The following is an 18,052-nucleotide window of genomic DNA, read 5'->3' as shown; positions in this document are numbered from 1 at the left end:
TTGTACGGGATGGCCGCTTCGCGCGGCATCCGCAGGCATCCGCACTCAAGCGGCGATCGCCTGGATTCCCGCTTTCGCGATCTGCGCGTCCTGATCCGACTTGACGCCCGACACGCCGACCGCGCCGACCACCTGGCCGTCGACGATCACCGGCACGCCGCCTTCGAGCGTGCCTTGCAGTGTCGCGCTCAGAAACGCGGTGCGGCCGTTGTTGATCATGTCCTCATACACCTTGGTCTCGCGACGGCCGATCGCCGCGGTGCGGGCCTTCTCGGTCGCGATGTACGCGCTGGCCGGCGCGCTGCCGTCGAGGCGCAGCATGGCGAGCGGATGTCCACCGTCGTCGGCCACCACGATCGCGACGGCCCAGTTGTTGTTCTCGGCATGCGCGCGGGCGGCTTCGAGGATGCGGGTCGTTTCGGCAACGGTCAACACGGGTTTGTTCAGCATAATGAATGTCCTGTCTCGGTTATGGCCTGGCTATGGCTCGGTTATGTTAATGATGCTTCCACTGGTTCTATCCAGTGATGCACCGGCATGCGCCCGGCGCCGTCCAGATGCGTCCGGCAGCCGATGTTGGCCGTGACGATCAGCTCCGGCTGGCCGCTTCCCAGCGCATCGAGCCGGTTCTTGCGCAAGCGGTTCGCAAGCTCGGCCTGGGTGATCGAATACGTGCCCGCCGATCCGCAACACAGATGGGCATCGGGCACGGCGGTGAGGGTGACAGCGCGGGTTGCACGCAGCCTTCCAGCATCGGCATGGTGCGCGGATGCCGCGTTGCCGGCCGCGCTTGCGGGCGGGCACTATGCCTCGGAATTTTACGTCCAAGCGCAGCCGGAAGAAACGGCCGCATCGCGCGGCCGGTTTTCAACAGCGCGCCGAGCATCGCGGGATGCACGATCGCACGGCGCACACCCTCACGCAGCAGGCGTTCGGCAACGGGCCGCCGGATGCACCAGCATGTGCGCGAATCCGCGCGACATCGAACCGGAAGAACAGCGGCTCGTACGCATGACATTGCGACTGGAAGGCTGGGAGTAGAGCGTTTTACAATCGGGCCTTGCTCACATCACTCGTGCCCCACACGCCCATCACACTATGCCTGCCATCAGCGAGCTGTTCATCTATCCGGTCAAATCCTGCGCGGGCATCGCGCTGCGCGAAGCGCGCCTGCTCGCGACCGGTCTCGAATACGATCGCTGCTGGATGGTCACCGATCCGCACGGCGCGATGTTCACGCAGCGCGCGTATCCGCGCATGGCGCTGATCAAGGTCGAACTGGGCGCACAGGATCTCGTGATCCGCGCGCCCGGCATGAGCGAACTGCGCACGCCGCTCGACACCGCGCAGCTCGGCGCGGCGCGCAAGGTGCAGACCGCGGTCTGGAGCGACGCTGCATACGGCCTCGACACCGGCGACGCCTGCGCGGCCTGGTTCTCTGATTTTCTCGGCGTGCCGGCGCGGCTGCTGCGTTTCGATCCTGAGCGCGAGCGCATCGTCGACCCGGACTACACGGGCAGCGTCGGCGGCGCCACCACGCAGTTCGCCGATGGCTTTCCGCTACTGGTGATCGGCCAGGCTTCGCTCGACGACCTGAACACGCGCCTGAACCGCAAAGGTGCGCCGGCGATTCCGATCGACCGTTTCCGCCCCAACGTGGTGCTGACCGGGCTCGATGCGTATGAAGAGGACTATGTGGAGACTTTGAGCGTCGAGAGCGACGCGGATGCGCTGCAACGTGTGCAACTGCAGCTCGTCAAACCGTGCTCGCGCTGTCCGATGCCCACCATCGATCAGGCGAAAGGCGCGCCCGATCCCGACTGGTCGAACGAACCGACCGACACCATGAGCGTCTACCGCGCGAATCCGCAACGCGACGGAGCGATGACGTTCGGCAACAACGCGCTGGTCGCGAGCGGGGCCGGCGCGTGGCTGCGGGTTGGGCAGACGGTCGAGGCGCAACTGGGCTTCGGCGATTGAATTGAGCATGCGCCGCAGCCGCCGGCCCGCGTCACGCCGCGTGGGCGATCGCGGCGTCGGTGAGCAGTTCCCCCGCGTGCGTCGCCGGGCTTGCGTCGCGGTTTGCGTCACCATCCCCCCACACGCGCTCGACGCTCTCGCCGATCGCGCTGCCCACCAGAATCACCGCCGGACTCTCGAAGCCCGCCTTCATCGCATCGTCTGCGAGCCGGTCGAGGCGCGTCAGGAGGCGCCGCTCGTCGGCGCCGCCGGCCCATTGCACCACGGCGGCCGGCGTGTCGGCCGGCAGGCTCGCGAGTAACGCGTCGGCGATCTTGCCGATGCGCCGCATCCCCATATAGATCGCCAGCGTCGTGCGGGTCGCGGCGAGCGCGGCCCAGTCCGGCTCGCCGTGATCTTCGGTGTGCGCGGTGACGAAGCTCACGCCGTGACAATGGCGGCGATGCGTGAGCGAAATCCCGAGCCCCGCCGCGGCCGCGAAGCCCGACGAGATGCCGTTGACGATCTCCACCGCGACGCCGGCCTCGCGCAACGCTGCGAGTTCCTCGCCAGCGCGCCCGAACAGGAGCGCTTCGCCGCCTTTCACGCGCACCACGTGCAAGCCCTTGAGCGCGTAGCGCCGCATCATGCGTTCGATGAACGCTTGGGGCGTCGAGCGGCAGCCGCCGCGCTTGCCGACGCGAATCACGCGAGCCTGCGGCGCGAGCGTCACGATGTCGGGATTCGCGAGGTCGTCGAGCAGCACGACGTCGGCGGCCGCGAGCGCTTTGGCGGCCTTGAGCGTGAGCAGATCGAGCTCGCCCGGGCCGGCGCTCAATAGCGTGACCTTGCCAGTGTTCGTATTCATCGCGGTGTCCTTGGCTTGCTGTGTTGCGTGTGGGTTGCTTATGGGTTTGCCCATGGGTTTGCTTATGGGATCGCAAACGCATGTCAGACCGCTGCGCGAGAAAAAACGGCGTCCGCTCGTGGTGCTCACGAGGGACGCCGTTGTCCGTTGCTGCGATCTGCTGGGTAAGTGCTTCATGTCATCGCGGCCGCGTTGCCTGAATGACTTTGTGCTCGACTATGCAAGTACCACGCCACCCATCGCCGACTCGCACGAAAGCCTTCAAGACACGCAGCGGGCGGCGCTGCAAACGTGCCGTCGACGCACCGCGCGAGGGCCGTGCACCGCACGCGCACAGTGCTGCGTCGCACCATCCCTGTGCCTCGCTGCATCAAAACGCATCGCGCTCGCGGTGCGCCGCGCGCTCCCGCGATTGCCCGTGCAGCCACGCACCACGGCCTTTGCGGACCCATTCGGTGCAATTGGCACAGGCCTTGCGTTGAGTCATGCCATCGGATCAATGTGGGTCCGGCGCGAGTGCAAAACAAACCACCCGCTGCAGTACAGGTCAGGACAACGGCGTCCCCCGGATTCAGTCATCGACTGGGTTCGCGGGACGCCGTCTTTATTTCCGCAATCGCTTCGCCGGGTACCGCCGCGAAGCACGAAGCCCAGCACACTGAGGACATCGCGCTCATGAAAATCATCGTTATCGGTCACGGGATGGTCGGCCACAAACTGGTCGAGTGCCTGGCGCAAGATGCCGCTCACGGCCTCGACATCACGGTGCTGTGCGAAGAATCGCGGCCGGCCTACGATCGCGTGCACCTGTCCGAATTTTTCGCGGGCAAGACGGCGGACGATCTGTCGCTCGTCGAGCCGGGTTTCTTCGAACGCCAGAACGTGCTGCTCAAGCTCAACGCGAAGGCCGTCGCGATCGATCGCGACGCACGCACCGTGACCGTCTCGACCGGCGAGTCCTTGCCGTACGACAAGCTGGTATTCGCCACCGGCTCCTATCCGTTCGTACCGCCGGTGCCGGGCCGCGAGCGCACCGATTGCTTCGTGTACCGAACCATCGACGACCTCGAAGCGATGCAGGAATGCGGCGCGCGCTCGCGCACGGGTGTGGTGGTCGGCGGTGGACTGCTGGGTCTCGAATGTGCGAAGGCGTTGCGCGACATGGGCCTGCAAACGCATGTGGTCGAATTCGCCCCGCGTCTGATGGCCGTGCAGGTGGACGATGGCGGCGGCCGCGTGCTGCGGACCCGGATCGAAGAGCTGGGCGTGACGGTGCACACGCAGAAGAACACCACCACGATCGTCGACGGCGAAGCGGGCACGCACCGTATGCAGTTCGCGGACGGCAGCCACCTCGACACCGACATGATCGTGTTCTCCGCGGGCATCCGTCCGCGCGACGATCTGGCGCGCGCAGCCGGTCTGACGTTGGGTGCGCGCGGTGGCATCGTGGTCGATAACGCGTGCCGCACCAGCGATGCGCACATCTACGCGATCGGCGAATGCGCGCTGTGGAACGGCCAGCTGTTCGGGCTCGTCGCGCCGGGCTATGACATGGCGCGCGTGGTGGCGAAGCAACTGCTCGGCGGCGCGGCCGAATTCAACGGCGCCGACATGAGCACCAAGCTCAAGCTGATGGGTGTCGACGTCGCGAGCATCGGCGACGCGCACGGCGCCACGCCGGGCAGCCGCTCGTATCAGTTCAGCGACGAACGCAAGCAGCTCTACAAAAAGCTGGTGGTGTCCGATTGCGGCAAGTATCTGCTGGGCGGCGTGATGGTCGGCGACGCGAGCGAATACGGCACGCTGCTGCAGATGATGTTGAACCGCATCGAACTGCCGGAAGCGCCGGAGTTCCTGATCCTGCCGCAAGCGGACGGCAGCGCGAAGCCCGCACTCGGTGTCGAGGCGTTGCCGGCCGCCGCGCAGATCTGCTCGTGCAACAACGTGTCGAAGGGCGATCTGTGCGCCGCTGTGTGCGCGGGCGCCACCGATATCGGCGCGCTCAAATGCGCGACCAGCGCCGGCACGTCGTGCGGCGGTTGCGTGCCGCTCGTCACGCAGGTGATGAAGGCCGAGATGAAGAAGCAGGGCCTCGCGGTCAACAACCACGTCTGCGAGCATTTCCCGTATTCGCGCCAGGAGCTGTATCACATCGTGCGTGTCGAAGGCGTGCGCAGCTTCGGCGAATTGCTCGCGAAGCACGGTCACGGCCTCGGCTGCGATATCTGCAAGCCGGCGGTGGCGAGCATTCTCGCGTCATGCTGGAACGAATTCGTACTGAAGAAAGAGCACGCGTCGCTGCAGGACACCAACGACTACTACCTCGCCAACATCCAGCGCGACGGCACCTATTCAGTGGTGCCGCGCATGCCGGGCGGCGAGGTGACGCCCGACGGCCTGATCGCAGTGGCCCAGGTCGCGAAGAAATATGGCCTCTACACGAAGATCACCGGCGGTCAGCGGGTCGACCTGTTCGGCGCACGCGTCGAACAGCTGCCGCTCATCTGGGAAGAATTGATCGCCGCGGGCTTCGAATCCGGACACGCCTACGGCAAATCGCTGCGTACCGTGAAGTCCTGTGTCGGCTCGACGTGGTGCCGTTACGGCGTCGGCGATTCGGTGGGGCTCGCGGTCGAACTCGAGAACCGCTACAAGGGGCTGCGCACGCCGCACAAGATCAAGTTCGGCGTGTCGGGCTGCACCCGCGAATGTGCGGAAGCGCAGGGCAAGGACGTTGGCGTCATCGCCACCGAGAAGGGCTGGAACCTCTATGTGTGCGGCAACGGCGGCATGAAGCCGCGTCACGCCGAACTGCTCGCGGCGGACCTCGACAAGGACACGCTGATCCGCTACATCGACCGCTTCCTGATGTTCTACGTGCGTACCGCCGACCGTCTGCAACGCACCAGCGTGTGGCGCGACAACCTCGAAGGCGGGCTCGACTATCTGATCGACGTGGTGGTCAACGATCACCTCGGCGTGGCCGCGGACCTGGAATCGGAAATGCGGCACGTGGTCGAGACCTACGAATGCGAATGGAAGAAGGCCGTCACCGATCCTGAAACGCGCAAGCGCTTCCGTCATTTCGTCAACAGCGGCGAGTCCGACAGCAACGTCGCCTTCGTCGAGGAGCGCGGCCAGATCCGCCCGGCGACGCCTGCCGAACGGCAAGCACGGCACGTGGTGATTCCTGTCGCCGTAGAAACCGTGTGATTTTTGCATCCGCTGTTTGCATCCGCTGTTTGTGTCACTCATTGCCCACTCATTGCCCTTTTATTTGCTCACCTCGCGAGGACTTCCGTCATGAACAACGATCGTCTACCACGCTCCTGGACGGCCATCTGCCCGCTCAACGACATCGTGCCCAACACGGGTGTCTGCGCGCTGGTCAACGGCGAACAGGTGGCGGTCTTTCATGTGAATAGCCACGACGCCGACCCGGCCGTGTATGCGATCGAAAACTTCGATCCGGGCTCGCAGGCGGCCGTGCTGTCGCGCGGGCTAATCGGCAGCCTCGGCGAGCGCATCGTGGTCGCCTCGCCGATCTACAAGCATCACTTCGATCTGCGCACCGGCGAGTGTCTGGAGAGCCCGTCGTATTCCGTCGGCTCGTTCGCGACGCGCGTGGAAAACGGTCACGTGTGGGTCGCAGTCTGAGCCGCTGAATCTCCCGACTTCTTTTCGAACTACATAGCCCGCCATGTCCTCAAACAGCGTAAAAACCGTGTGCCCCTACTGCGGCGTTGGCTGCGGAATGGTGCTGCATGTCGAGGACGGCCAGGTCGTGAAGATCTCCGGCGACAAGGAGCATCCGTCCAATTTCGGGCGGCTGTGCACGAAGGGGCAGTCGGCGCATGTCGCGTTGCGCAAGTCCGGCCGTCTGGAAGGCGCGTTCGTGCGCCATGCGCGCGACGAAGACCCGGTGCCGCTGCCGATGGCCAAGGCGATCAGCGCCACGGCGGCGCGCCTGCGCGGCCTGCTCGATGAACATGGACCGGATGCGTTGTCGTTCTACGTATCCGGCCAGATGTCGATCGAGGCGCAGTACCTCGTCAACAAGCTGGCGAAGGGATTCGTCGGCACCAACAACATCGAATCGAATTCGCGCCTGTGCATGGCGAGCGCCGGCAGCGGCTACAAGCTTTCGCTCGGCGCGGACGGCCCGCCGGGATCGTATGAGGACATCGATCACGCCGATCTGTTCTTCGTGATCGGCGCGAATATGGCCGACTGCCACCCGATCCTGTTCCTGCGCATGATGGACCGCGTGAAGGCGGGCGCGAAGCTGATCGTCGTCGATCCGCGCCGCAACGCGACGGCGGAGAAGGCCGATCTGTTCATGCAGATCAAGCCAGGCACCGACCTCGCGCTGCTCAACGGCCTGCTGCATCTGCTGCACGAAAACGGTGCGACGGATGCCGCGTTCATCGCCGGGTTCACCGAAGGCTGGGACGCGATGCCCGCGTTTCTTGCGCAGTACACGCCGGAACACGTGGCCGGGATCACGGGTCTCGCCGTCGAGGACATCCACCGCGCTGCGCAGATGATCGGCAGTGCCAAAGAGTGGATGAGCTGCTGGACCATGGGCCTGAATCAGAGCACGCACGGCACGTGGCACACCAACGCGCTCTGCAATCTGCATCTGGCGACCGGCAAGATCTGCCGGCGCGGCAGCGGACCTTTTTCGCTGACGGGGCAACCGAACGCGATGGGCGGCCGCGAAATGGGCTACATGGGTCCGGGCTTGCCGGGCCAGCGTTCGGTGCTGGTCGACGCGGACCGCGCGTTTATCGAAGACCTGTGGGGCATTGCACCCGGCACGCTGAAGACCACGGTCGGCAACGGCACGATCGACATGTTCTCGCGGATGGCCGCGGGCGAGATCAAGGCGTGCTGGGTCATCTGCACAAACCCGGTGGCGAGTGTCGCCAACCGCCAGAACGTGATTGCCGGTTTGCGCGGCGCCGAGCTGGTGATCGCTCAGGACGCGTTCCTCGACACGGAGACCAACCGCTACGCCGACGTGCTGTTGCCCGGCTCGCTATGGGCCGAAGCGGAAGGGGTGATGATCAACTCCGAGCGCAATCTGACGCTGATGCAAAAGGGCATCGAGCCGCCGGGCGCGGCGTTGCCGGATTGGCAGATCATCGCGCGAGTCGCCTGCGAGATGGGTTTCGCCGACGCATTCAGCTACGCGAGCGCCGAAGAGGTATTCGCTGAAATCACCCGCACGTCGAACCCGAAAACGGGTTACGACCTGCGCGGCGCAAGCCATCGCCGTCTGAAGGAAGCGCCGTTGCAATGGCCGCTCGCGGCAGCCGACTCAGCCGATCGCAACCCGGTCCGCTACATCAACGACGGCGTGAGCCAGACGCTCAAGGAGCTGCCCGACGGCAGCCGGCCGCACCTCGTCTTTCCGACGGCAAGCGGCAAAGCCGTGTTTTTCGCTCGCGCTTATGCGGCCCCCGCTGAAGTGCCGGATCGCGAATTCCCGATCGTGCTGAACACGGGCCGCTTGCAGCATCAGTGGCACACGATGACCAAGACCGGCAAGGTCGCGATGCTCAACAAGCTGAACCCGGGGCCGTTCGTCGAGATTCATCCCGAAGACGCGGCCGCGCTCGGCATCGCCGCGACAGACCCGGTCGAGATCCGCTCGCGCCGTGGCCGCGCGGTACTGCCTGCGGTCGTCACCGAGCGCGTGAGCGCAGGCAACTGCTTCGCGCCGATGCACTGGAACGATGTGTTCGGCGACGACCTGTGTATCAACGCAGTGACCAGCGACGCGATCGATCCGGTTTCTCAGCAGCCCGAACTGAAATTCTGTGCGGTCGCGTTGAGTCCGGTCACGGTCGAGACTTTTGAGCCGGTTCTGAATCACGAAGGCGAGACGCCCGCCGAAGCATCCGCCGTTATTGCGAGCGCCAAGGATCAGGATATGCCCCGTATCAACGCACTCACCAGCCTGCTGCAACTACCGGCCGCACCCACGCCGTCGTTCACCGACGCCGAGCGCGCCTATCTGAACGGCTTCGTCAGCGGCCTGCGTTCGACTGAAGCGCAGGGCATCGACCGCGTGCCGGTTCTGCCGGGCAACGCGCCGTTCGATGCGACTAGCCGTCTGTACGTCGACGGTCTGCTAGCCGGCCTGTACAGCCACAGCACGAGTCTCGCGGCAGCGCCTGCCGCCGCGCCAGCAGCAGCGTCCATGGACGACGACCACGCGTCCACCGTGCGTATCGTGCGCGTGCGGCCCAAGGTCACGCTGCTGTGGGCCTCGCAAACCGGCAACACCGAATCGCTGACCGAGCGTTATGCCACGCGGCTGATGGAATCGGGCTTCGAAATCCGCACCTCGTGCATGGCGGACTATCCGGTGTCGTCGCTCGCGAAGGCGCAATACGTGCTGCTGATGACGAGCACGTTCGGCGATGGCGACGCGCCCGACAACGCGCAAGATTTGTGGACGCAATTGAGCGCCGCTTGCGCGCCACGTCTGGCTGGCGTGCACTTCGCGGTGCTCGCGCTCGGTGACAGCAATTACGACCAGTTCTGCGGCCATGGCCGCCGGCTCGACGAACGGCTCGCCGCGCAAGGCGCGCAGCGTCTGATGGAGCGGGTCGATTGCGACGGCGAATATCAGCAGAAGGCCGACGCGTGGCTCGAACGCATCATCGTGCGCATCAAGGAAGAAGATGCGGCGCTGCACGCGGTGCCGCGCGACGGCATGATCAACGCGGTGGTGCCGGGCGCGCTGCCGACCAAGGCGCGTCCCGCCGCGTCGAGGATCGTCAGCAACCTGCGCCTGAACCAGCACGGCGCGGCGAAGGATACGCGCTACGTGTCGCTCGCCACTGGCGACTCGGGCATTGAATACGAACCGGGCGATGCGCTCGGCGTATGGCCGGTCAATTGTCCCGAGCTGGTCGACGAACTGATCAGCCTCAGCGGCGCCAGCGCAGACGCGCCGGTGCACGTGGCGGGCGCGGGCGACATGCGTCTCGCCGATGCACTCGGCAAGCACTACGAAATAGCGCGACCGGGTCCGGACACGCTCGCGGTCATCGCTGCGCGCAGCAGCAACGGCGCGCTGCGCGATCTGCTCACGCCCGAACGCAAGGCCGATCTCAAACAATGGCTGTGGGGCCAGCAGCTCGCCGACGTGCTGCACGAATTTCCGGTCAAACTCACGGCGCCCGAATTGACGGGCATGCTCAAGCGTCTGCAGCCGCGTCTGTACTCGATCGCGTCGAGCCCGAAGGCGCATCCGGGCGAAGTGCATCTGACGGTGTCGGCGGTGCGCTACAACAATGGCCGCCGTCATCGCAAAGGCGTGTCGTCGACGTTTCTCGCCGACCGTGCGGGTGATGTCAACGTACCCGTGTTCGTGCAGAAGTCCGCACACTTTCGTCCTCCTCACCAAACCGACACGCCGATGATCATGGTCGGCCCCGGCACCGGCATTGCACCGTTTCGCGGCTTTCTGCACGAGCGCCGTGCACGCGGTGAGCGCGGCCGCAACTGGCTGTTCTTCGGCGAGCAACACGCGGCCACCGATTTCTACTATCGCGACGAACTCGAAGCGATGCGCGACAGCGGTGTGCTGACCCGGCTCGACCTCGCGTTCTCGCGCGACCAGGCCGACAAGATTTATGTGCAGGACCGCATGCGCGAGCAAGGTGCGCAATTGTGGGCCTGGCTCGAAGAGGGTGCGCATTTCTACGTCTGCGGCGACGCGAACCGGATGGCACGCGATGTCGACGCGGCACTCAAGGACGTGGTCGCCACGCACGGCGGCATGAGCGAAGAGAAAGCCGCCGAATACGTGAACCGTCTGGCGCGCGACAAACGCTACGCACGCGACGTGTATTGAGCGGCGGGGCGCTCTTTAACGCGGGCAACGCGGGCACGGCCACTGGTTTTCAACGAGTGAGCCGTACGCAATCAGGCCTCAAAAGACGGACCCGCATTGGCATGGCGATTGCATGGTAAGGCTGGTTTTTGCAACATCGTGACTTGTCGGTGCATGGCGCTCAGCGCAAGCGGTCGGACAGTCGTTAAATCAGTTTTGTGAGGATATCTAATGAAGAACGTGATGAGCTCTCTGAAGAGCGGCGACTGGCGTGCGCTGGTGGCGTGCTTCCTGTATTTCGACACCGGCTTTACCGTGTGGGTGCTGTATGGGCCACTCGCGCCGTTCATCAGCAAGAGCATTGCGATGACGCCCGCGCATCAGGGTTTGCTGGTCGCCGTGCCGGTGCTGTCCGCGGCGATCTTGCGCGTCACGCTCGGCAATCTGTATCAATCGGCGCATGGCAAGCGCATCGCGCTGCTGGGCGTGCTGCTGTCGGCGGTGCCGACTGTCGTGCTGCCATTGATGCAGTCGGTGCCGTCATACGAGACACTGCTGGTGCTCGGCGTGTTCCTCGGCGTCGGCGGTGCGAGCTTTGCCGTCGCATTGCCGATGGCGGGCAGCAACTATCCGCCCAAAGTGCAGGGCCTGGTGCTGGGTCTCGCCGCGGCGGGCAACATCGGCGCGGTGCTCGACGGTTTCCTGTTTCCGCAACTGGCGACGCGCTACGGCTGGCAGATGGCCACCGGCGGCGCACTGCCGTTGCTCGCGATCGCTGCGATCACGCTGTATTTCTGGGCCAACGATGGGGGCGTGAAGTCGGGCAGCGTGTTGCGCGCGTTCGGTAGCTTCGCCGTGACGCTGGTCGGTTTGATCGTGCTCGTGCTGCTGGTCGAAGCCGGCCTGTTCGGCGCGGGCAAGACCGGTGTGCTGCTGTTGCCGGTGATCGGCGCGTTGCTGGCGATCGCCGTGCTGCCCACGCGCTATCGCTCGGTGCTCGGCGAGCGCGATACGTGGGTGATCATGCTGGTGTATAGCATCACGTTCGGTGGTTTCGTTGGCATGTCGTCGTATGTTTCGCTGCTGCTGACCAACCTCTATCAACTGTCGAAAATCGATGCGGGTCTGTTCATGGCGCTGCTCGCCGCCATCGGCGCAATGGTACGTCCGCTCGGCGGCCTCGTTGCCGACAAGGTGTCCGGCGTGCGTGCGTTGACGGTGCTGCTGGCGGTCATTTCGCTGTGCGACTTCGTGTTCGCCGCGACGATGCCTTCGATGGCGGGCGGCATTGCGTTGCTGTTGTGCCTCTACGTGGCGTTCGGTCTCGGCAACGGCGCGACCTTCCAGCTGGTGCCGCATCGGTGGGCGGGCCGCACCGGTCTGATGTCGGGCATCGTCGGCGCGGCGGGCGGCATCGGTGGTTTTTATCTGCCGGTCGTGATGGGCATTGCGAAGGAAAGCACGGGCAGCTATCAGATGGGCTTCGCGACGTTCGGCGCGCTGGCCGCGTGCGCATTCCTCGCGATCGTCGCGCTGCGCCGTCCGTGGATGGCATGGTCGATGCAAACCAGTGTGATGCACGCGCACGCCACCGAGTAACGCAACGCGATCGGCACAGGGATGCATCGGCAAGCGGGCAGCGGGGCAGCGCGAGTAGGCATCCGGCAAACCACGGCGGTGGCGGCCGGATTCCCTGCAGTCCTCCCGCATGGCGCGCTCGTCGCGCCATGCTGCGTGCGCTGCGCACGCATACAACGACTTGCATATTGCCGATGACGTTCCTAATATGCAGCGAGGAGGCTGCATATGAACACATCCACCGATCGCATTGAAAAGCAGATTCTGTTGAAGGCGCCGCGCTCGCGAGTCTGGCGCGCGTTGGCCAATGCCGAGGAATTCGGGCAATGGTTCGGCGTCAATCTGACCGGCAAGCAGTTCGTCGCCGGGCAATCCGTGCAGGGCAATATTACCTATCCCGGTTATGAGTATCTCGTGATGGACGTGCTGGTCGAGCGTGTCGCGCCCGAGCATCATCTGTCGTGGCGCTGGCATCCGGCTGCCGTCGATACGTCGATCGATTATTCGCTCGAGCCGACCACGCTGGTGGTGTTCGAGTTGACCGAGGTGGAGGGCGGCACCTTGCTGCGTGTCGTCGAATCAGGCTTCGACCAGCTGCCGCCCGCGCGCCGCGACGAAGCGTTCCGTATGAACGACGGCGGGTGGGGGCAACAGATGACCAACCTCGAACAGCATGTCGCCAAGGGTTAGAAGTGCATCGGGCAAGCCGGTCGCACGGGCGTCGATGCTGCGCAGCGCCGCGCCGGTTTTCGCGGCACTCGGCGACGAGACGCGCCTGCGCTTGATCGCCGTGTTGTGCGCGGGCAGTGCGATGTCGATTGCGCAATTGACTGCGGGAACGGAGATCACGCGGCAGTCCGTTACGCAGCATCTGCAGGTACTCGCCAGCGCGGGCCTCGTGCACGACGTCAAGGTGGGGCGTGAGCGCTTGTGGGCGTTCACGCCGGCTCACCTGGAAGAAGCGCGCCGCGCGCTCGATGCGATCTCCCGGCAATGGGATCACGCGTTGTCGAGGTTGAAGGAGCGGGTGGAGGAGTGAAGGGGCATGACGCGTCCCGCTGATTTGCTTTTTCACACATAACTCTACGGCGGCGGCTGCGGCGGCTGCGGCGATCGTGCCGGTACGGCAGGCACGCAGCCACAAGCGCCGCGCAAGCAATACAGCGTCAATAGGCAATACACACCGACTTGCTCTCCGTATACGAATCGATGATCGCCTTGCCATGCTCGCGACCGATTCCCGATGCCTTGAATCCACCGAACGGCATCGCCGGATCGACCATGTTGTGCGTATTGACCCACACCGTGCCTGCTTCGATGCCATCCACGAGTCGCAACGCCTTGTCGAGCTGATTGGTCCAGACGCTCGCGCCGAGCCCATACTCGGACGCGTTCGCCTCGCCCAGCACGTCGTCGAGGTCGTCATACGGCATCGCCACCAGCACGGGGCCGAACACTTCTTCCCTGACTACGGACAGCGGCTTGCACGCGCGATTGGCGATCACCGTCGGGCGCACGAAATAACCGTCGCGCTCCACGCGGGCATCGCGCGACAGGATCTCGCCGCCTTCCTGTTTGCCTTGCGCGATCATCCCGAGCACCTTGTCGCGATGCCGCGCGGACACCATCGGTCCCATTTGCGTCGCCGCATCGAAACCCGAGCCGAGCGCGATGCTGTCGGCCACGGCGGTGATGCCCTGCACGACCTCGTCATAGATCGAGCGCGCGACATACAGGCGCGAGCCCGCCGTGCAAACCTGGCCGTGATTGAAAAAGATCGCACCGGCCGCGCCTTCGATCGCCTTGCGCGGATCGCAGTCGTCGAGCACGATCACCGGACTCTTGCCGCCCAACTCCAGTGAGACCCGCTTCAGATCGTCGGCGCATTGACGGCCGATGATGCGGCCAACCTCGGTCGATCCGGTGAAGGTGACCTTGTTCACCAGCGGATGCTTGACCAGCGCCGCGCCGGCCGTCTCGCCACGACCGGTGACGACGTTGAACACGCCGGGCGGAAAGCCCGCTTCGTGCGCCAGCTCGGCGAGCCGGATCGCGGTCAACGGCGTTTCTTCCGCGGGCTTGAGCACCACGGTGCAGCCGCATGCGAGCGCCGGCGCGATCTTCCACACTGCCATCAGCAGCGGGAAATTCCACGGGACGATCGCAGCGACGACGCCCGCTGGCACGCGCCGCGTCGACGCGTTGTAGCGCGTGCCCGGTGGAAACGGAATCGACAGATCGAAGGTCGTGCCTTCGACCTTGGTGGCCCAGCCGGCCATATAGCGCAGCCATTGAACGCTGCCCGATACTTCGAGCATCTTTGCGAAGCCGATCAGCTTGCCCTGGTTCAGCGTTTCCAGCGTCGCGAGTTCGTCGGTGTGCTGTTCGACGAGATCGGCCAGCTTCAGCAGCAGCCGTTCGCGAGCGGCGGGCGGCATGTTGCGCCACGTGTCGGATTCGAAGGCCGCCTTCGATGTTCTGACCGCGTGATCGATATCGGACTCCGACGCGTCGGGAATCTGCGCGAGCTCTTCCGACGTCGCCGGATTGAAGACCGGAAAGGTTTTGCCTGCTGCGCTGCGGGTTTTCTCGCCGTTGATGAACATCGTCTGCGGCAGTGTCGTCGTGAGGTGGGGTGCGCTCATGGTGTGTCGTCTCCGTTGGGTTCGTTGAGTCTCGTTGAGTCTCGTGGGATGGGTTGGCGTCGCGTCAACCCGAAGGGTGTGCCTCGCGACGGTATCGATTGCCGTGCGGGGAAAACGTTTTGCGGCCGTGCCGACGGCTGGCGAGCGACGCGGCACACAGCAGATTCGCCATTGCGCCGAGCGCAAACAGCACGACGAATCCATCGCCGAAAAAGTACGGCGCGGTCGATAACGCGGCGCCCGTCACCATGCCGGCGTGATGCGCGATGCCGGGGCAACTCGCGTTCAATACGCGCTTCGGATTGGCGCGCAAGTTCGCGAGCGCCGGTATCGTCAGACAGGCGAGCAGCAGAAAGATCTTGGCCGCGAGCGGTGCGAGCGCGGGATCGTCGGCGCTCGCGAGTCCGCCGATCAGTACCGCGCGCATGATGTACAAGCTCATCAGCATACCGTTGCCACGCGACCGGTCGGCGACACAGGCCAGCGCGCAAACAGCGGCGAGCGACAGCACGATCTGCCAGAGCGGTTGCGCGCCGCTCGACCCGCACAGCGCGTACAACTGGAAGCGCGCGAGACTGCCGCTCGACAATCCTGCGAGCAATGCGAGCAGAGCCGCCGCGCTGGCCGCGTGTGGCGCTTCGATGGGCTGATAGGTGTGATGAGGCGTCTCGGCGGCGGCGCTATCCAGATGCCGCCAGTAAAGCAGCAAGGCTCCGCCCGCCGCGATCATCAGCGCGGCCACCACGCTGCCGTGCCGCAATCCGCTCAGAGACGCGGGCAGCGCATTCATCGCGCTCATCGTCACGCTCAGCGTCGCGGCGCTCGCCAGCGTCGCATGCCGGCCGGCTGAACGCGCCATCAGGAGCGGTGCGCCCATCATCGCCGCCAGTGCCAGCGCGCTCATCCACAGCGCGCCCGTGTGTCGGCTGAGGTCCGCCTGCAGCGACAGCGCAGCGCCACCGCCCGCGATCAGTGCGCAAGCGGACCCGGCCGCGCACACCTCGCGCAGATGCGTGATGCCGCCAGCAGCTCGCGCGCCGCGCATCGCCGGCTCAGTGCTTGCAGCAACCATGATCGGTGGACTTACCGTCTTCGACGCTGTTCTGATCGCGCTCGGCCGGCAGGTCCATCGTCGGATTGCCCATGAAGAAGTTGTTCGGCTTGAGCATGAAGCCGGCGTACTCCACCGGCATCACCGGAAAGTCCTCGGGTTTGCACACGTGCGTGTGACCGAAGCTGTGCCACAACACGATGTCTTCGTTCTCGATGTTGCGGTTCGCCTCGATATAACGCGGCAAGCCGTCGCCACCCGAGTGCTGGTTCGGATAATCGCCGCTGGCATAGCGCTCGGCCGGATCGAACGGCGTGACCCACACGTGTCGGGTCGCGAAGCCGCCGCGTTGACGGACTTTCGAACGCGGGTCCGCGAGCATCAGCGGCGAGTCGTTGACGATCAGCTTGTAGCCCGGGTGCGCGCCGACCGCGTTCTTCACGTTCGGATTGGTGACCTTCCAGTAGCGCCCCGTGCTGCCATTCGCAAGACGTGCGGCTTCGCTCTCGGTCGTGAATACGCGCCTGGTCGTATCGAAGACGTTGCCATACGGATTCGTCTCGCCAATCGGGCGCGGCACGAATTCATGCTCGGTGACGGTGTTGCGTTCGCCGTCCACCATCATGTGCATGCGGGCATTGAAGAAGTGTTGATGAGTCGGCCCGCCGAGGCTCTCCGTGATCATGCCGCCCCAGGGATACGTGTCGCCGTCGGCCACGGCCGACGTTTGCACGATGCCGGTCAGCTTGCATTCGAGCTGAATCGTGCCGTCCTGATACAGATACCAGTAGAAGCCGTAGTCGTAATTGCCGACGGTGGCGAAGAACGAAATCACGAGACGGCGCGAGCGGCGCATTTCGAACACGCCGGTGCGGAATTCATAGTGTTTCCACAGCGTGCCATAGTCTTCTTCGTGCATGCACACGGCGTTTTTCATCACGAACTCATTGCCGAAATCGTCCGCGGACGGAATGTCGAAATAGCGGATCGTGCCGAGGCAATCGCAACCGAGTTCGAGCTGGTTCGCGAGTTTGCCCAGACCGTATTCACCCGCGTCGAACGCGCTTTTCCAGTAGTGGTTGGTGCTCGGGTCGGAGTAGGGCACGCACATCTCCGTGACGCTCGCACGGTAGATGATCGGGCGCGCGCTCTTGCCGTCGTCCCACGACAGTTGGTGCAAGACCAGCCCCTCGCGCGGCGTGAAGCCGACGCGAAAGGTCCAGTTCTGCCAGCTCACGTGCCAGCCGTCGATGGTGAAGCTCGGTCCTTCGGGCTGGCTGATCGACAGCGGTTTGAGCGTCTTGCGCGGCTCGCCGAGGCTCGGTGTGTCGTAGTTGTGTTTGGCGCGCGGAACCGCAATGATGCGGCCGTCGTCGATCAGTTCAATCACTTTCTTTTCGAGCAGATCGACCACCGCGACCACACCTTCGATCGGATGCGCGTAGCCGTTGTCGGTCACGCGTTCGCGGTAGTAGCTCACGCAACGCACGAGACGCCGGCCGTTTTCGTTGTCGCGATCGAAGCAGCCGGCCGAAAACGGATCGACCTGCACGCGCTCCAGATCTTTCTCGGTGAGCCCGCGTTTCATCACCGCGACGCGCCATGCTTCGTCGCTCTTGACGATCTGCTCCGCGTTCATGAAGTCGTCGATCATCACCGGCGGCTGACCATAAGGCGCCTGATCGAACGGCAACACACGGCGCGCCGCGATGCGCTTTTCTCTCAGATCCACGTCGAATTCGATCGTCGCGCCGTTCGAGCGGTCGATTGCCAGCACGAAGGCCGTGCGCGAAAAATACGCGCCGCTCTTGAACGCCAGCACTTCGGCTTTGGGCGGCTCGCGCAATTCGACCATCGGAAAGCGGGCGTGTGAATCGAGTTTTTCGGCGGCCTTCACGAGATCGCAGGCAAGCTGCATTTCTGCGCCGCTCAGCGGATCGAGCGGATGAACAGGGGCGTGAGCAGCTTTCGTGGCATTCGTGTTCATAAGATTCCCGTAAGGAGTTGCTGGACCGGACAGCGTGCTCGTGAGCCGCTATAGCGAGCAGCGCACGCTGAGTCGATGGCAAATCGTAGGAACCCAATAATATTTTCGC

The 18,052-nt window shown here is 64.6% G+C and carries 13 protein-coding genes; 7 read left to right on the top strand and 6 right to left on the bottom strand.

Translation table 11 applies throughout. The features are described from left to right. Nucleotides 1-45: 45 nt before the first annotated feature. On the bottom strand, nt 46-450 hold the full coding sequence (locus BN2475_RS10310; protein ID WP_094779416.1) for a heme-binding protein: 405 nt from the start codon (nt 448-450) through the stop codon (nt 46-48). Nucleotides 451-491: 41 nt separating this feature from the next. Further along, a complete protein-coding gene (locus BN2475_RS36510; protein ID WP_425435498.1) occupies nt 492-710 on the bottom strand; it encodes a heterodisulfide reductase-related iron-sulfur binding cluster in 219 nt (72 codons plus the stop codon). A 388-nt stretch (nt 711-1,098) separates the two neighbouring features. Here BN2475_RS36510 and BN2475_RS10300 point away from each other — a divergent pair, with 388 nt between their 5' ends. Further along, nucleotides 1,099-1,980: an MOSC domain-containing protein gene (locus tag BN2475_RS10300; protein WP_094779415.1), complete on the top strand. Its 882-nt coding sequence runs from the start codon at nt 1,099-1,101 to the stop codon at nt 1,978-1,980. Nucleotides 1,981-2,011: 31 nt separating this feature from the next. Here BN2475_RS10300 and cobA read toward each other — a convergent pair whose 3' ends face one another. Then, entirely contained in the window at nt 2,012-2,827 is an 816-nt protein-coding gene (cobA, locus tag BN2475_RS10295) for a uroporphyrinogen-III C-methyltransferase (protein WP_245841248.1), read from the bottom strand. A 675-nt stretch (nt 2,828-3,502) separates the two neighbouring features. Between cobA and nirB the strand changes: the two genes are divergently transcribed. The 6 genes from nirB to BN2475_RS10265 all read left to right on the top strand — a co-directional run bounded on the left by nirB (nt 3,503) and on the right by BN2475_RS10265 (nt 13,299). Further along, nucleotides 3,503-6,043 (top strand): nitrite reductase large subunit NirB, encoded by a 2,541-nt coding sequence (nirB, locus tag BN2475_RS10290; protein ID WP_094779414.1) that lies wholly within the window; start codon nt 3,503-3,505, stop codon nt 6,041-6,043. A gap of 90 nt (nt 6,044-6,133) precedes the next feature. After that, entirely contained in the window at nt 6,134-6,487 is a 354-nt protein-coding gene (gene nirD, locus BN2475_RS10285) for a nitrite reductase small subunit NirD (RefSeq protein ID WP_094779413.1), read from the top strand. 43 nt (nt 6,488-6,530) lie between these two features. After that, entirely contained in the window at nt 6,531-10,703 is a 4,173-nt protein-coding gene (locus tag BN2475_RS10280) for a bifunctional nitrate reductase/sulfite reductase flavoprotein subunit alpha (RefSeq protein WP_094779412.1), read from the top strand. Nucleotides 10,704-10,913: 210 nt separating this feature from the next. Then, nucleotides 10,914-12,281, top strand: a complete 1,368-nt coding sequence (locus BN2475_RS10275; RefSeq protein ID WP_094779411.1) for an MFS transporter — start codon at nt 10,914-10,916, stop codon at nt 12,279-12,281. Nucleotides 12,282-12,488: 207 nt separating this feature from the next. Beyond that, entirely contained in the window at nt 12,489-12,950 is a 462-nt protein-coding gene (locus BN2475_RS10270; protein ID WP_094779410.1) for an SRPBCC family protein, read from the top strand. Beyond that, nucleotides 12,934-13,299, top strand: a complete 366-nt coding sequence (locus BN2475_RS10265) for an ArsR/SmtB family transcription factor (protein WP_094779409.1) — start codon at nt 12,934-12,936, stop codon at nt 13,297-13,299. Before BN2475_RS10270 ends, BN2475_RS10265 begins: the two co-directional genes overlap by 17 nt. Before the next feature lie 127 nt (nt 13,300-13,426). Here BN2475_RS10265 and styD read toward each other — a convergent pair whose 3' ends face one another. From styD to BN2475_RS10250, 3 genes are all read right to left on the bottom strand, one after another. After that, nucleotides 13,427-14,905, bottom strand: a complete 1,479-nt coding sequence (gene styD / locus BN2475_RS10260; protein WP_094779408.1) for a phenylacetaldehyde dehydrogenase StyD — start codon at nt 14,903-14,905, stop codon at nt 13,427-13,429. Nucleotides 14,906-14,969: 64 nt separating this feature from the next. After that, the gene (locus BN2475_RS10255; RefSeq protein ID WP_094779407.1) at nt 14,970-15,950 is read right to left on the bottom strand and encodes a hypothetical protein; all 981 of its coding nucleotides are present in this window, start codon (nt 15,948-15,950) and stop codon (nt 14,970-14,972) included. Nucleotides 15,951-15,957: 7 nt separating this feature from the next. Further along, nucleotides 15,958-17,943, bottom strand: a complete 1,986-nt coding sequence (locus BN2475_RS10250) for a primary-amine oxidase (RefSeq protein ID WP_094779406.1) — start codon at nt 17,941-17,943, stop codon at nt 15,958-15,960. Nucleotides 17,944-18,052: the final 109 nt, after the last annotated feature.

Origin of the sequence: Paraburkholderia ribeironis, from assembly GCF_900019265.1 — a bacterium.
In the GTDB taxonomy this organism is placed as follows: Bacteria; Pseudomonadota; Gammaproteobacteria; order Burkholderiales; family Burkholderiaceae; genus Paraburkholderia; species Paraburkholderia ribeironis.
The sequence above is the reverse complement of the archived record's forward strand: the minus strand, read 5'-3'. Positions and strand labels throughout refer to the sequence as shown.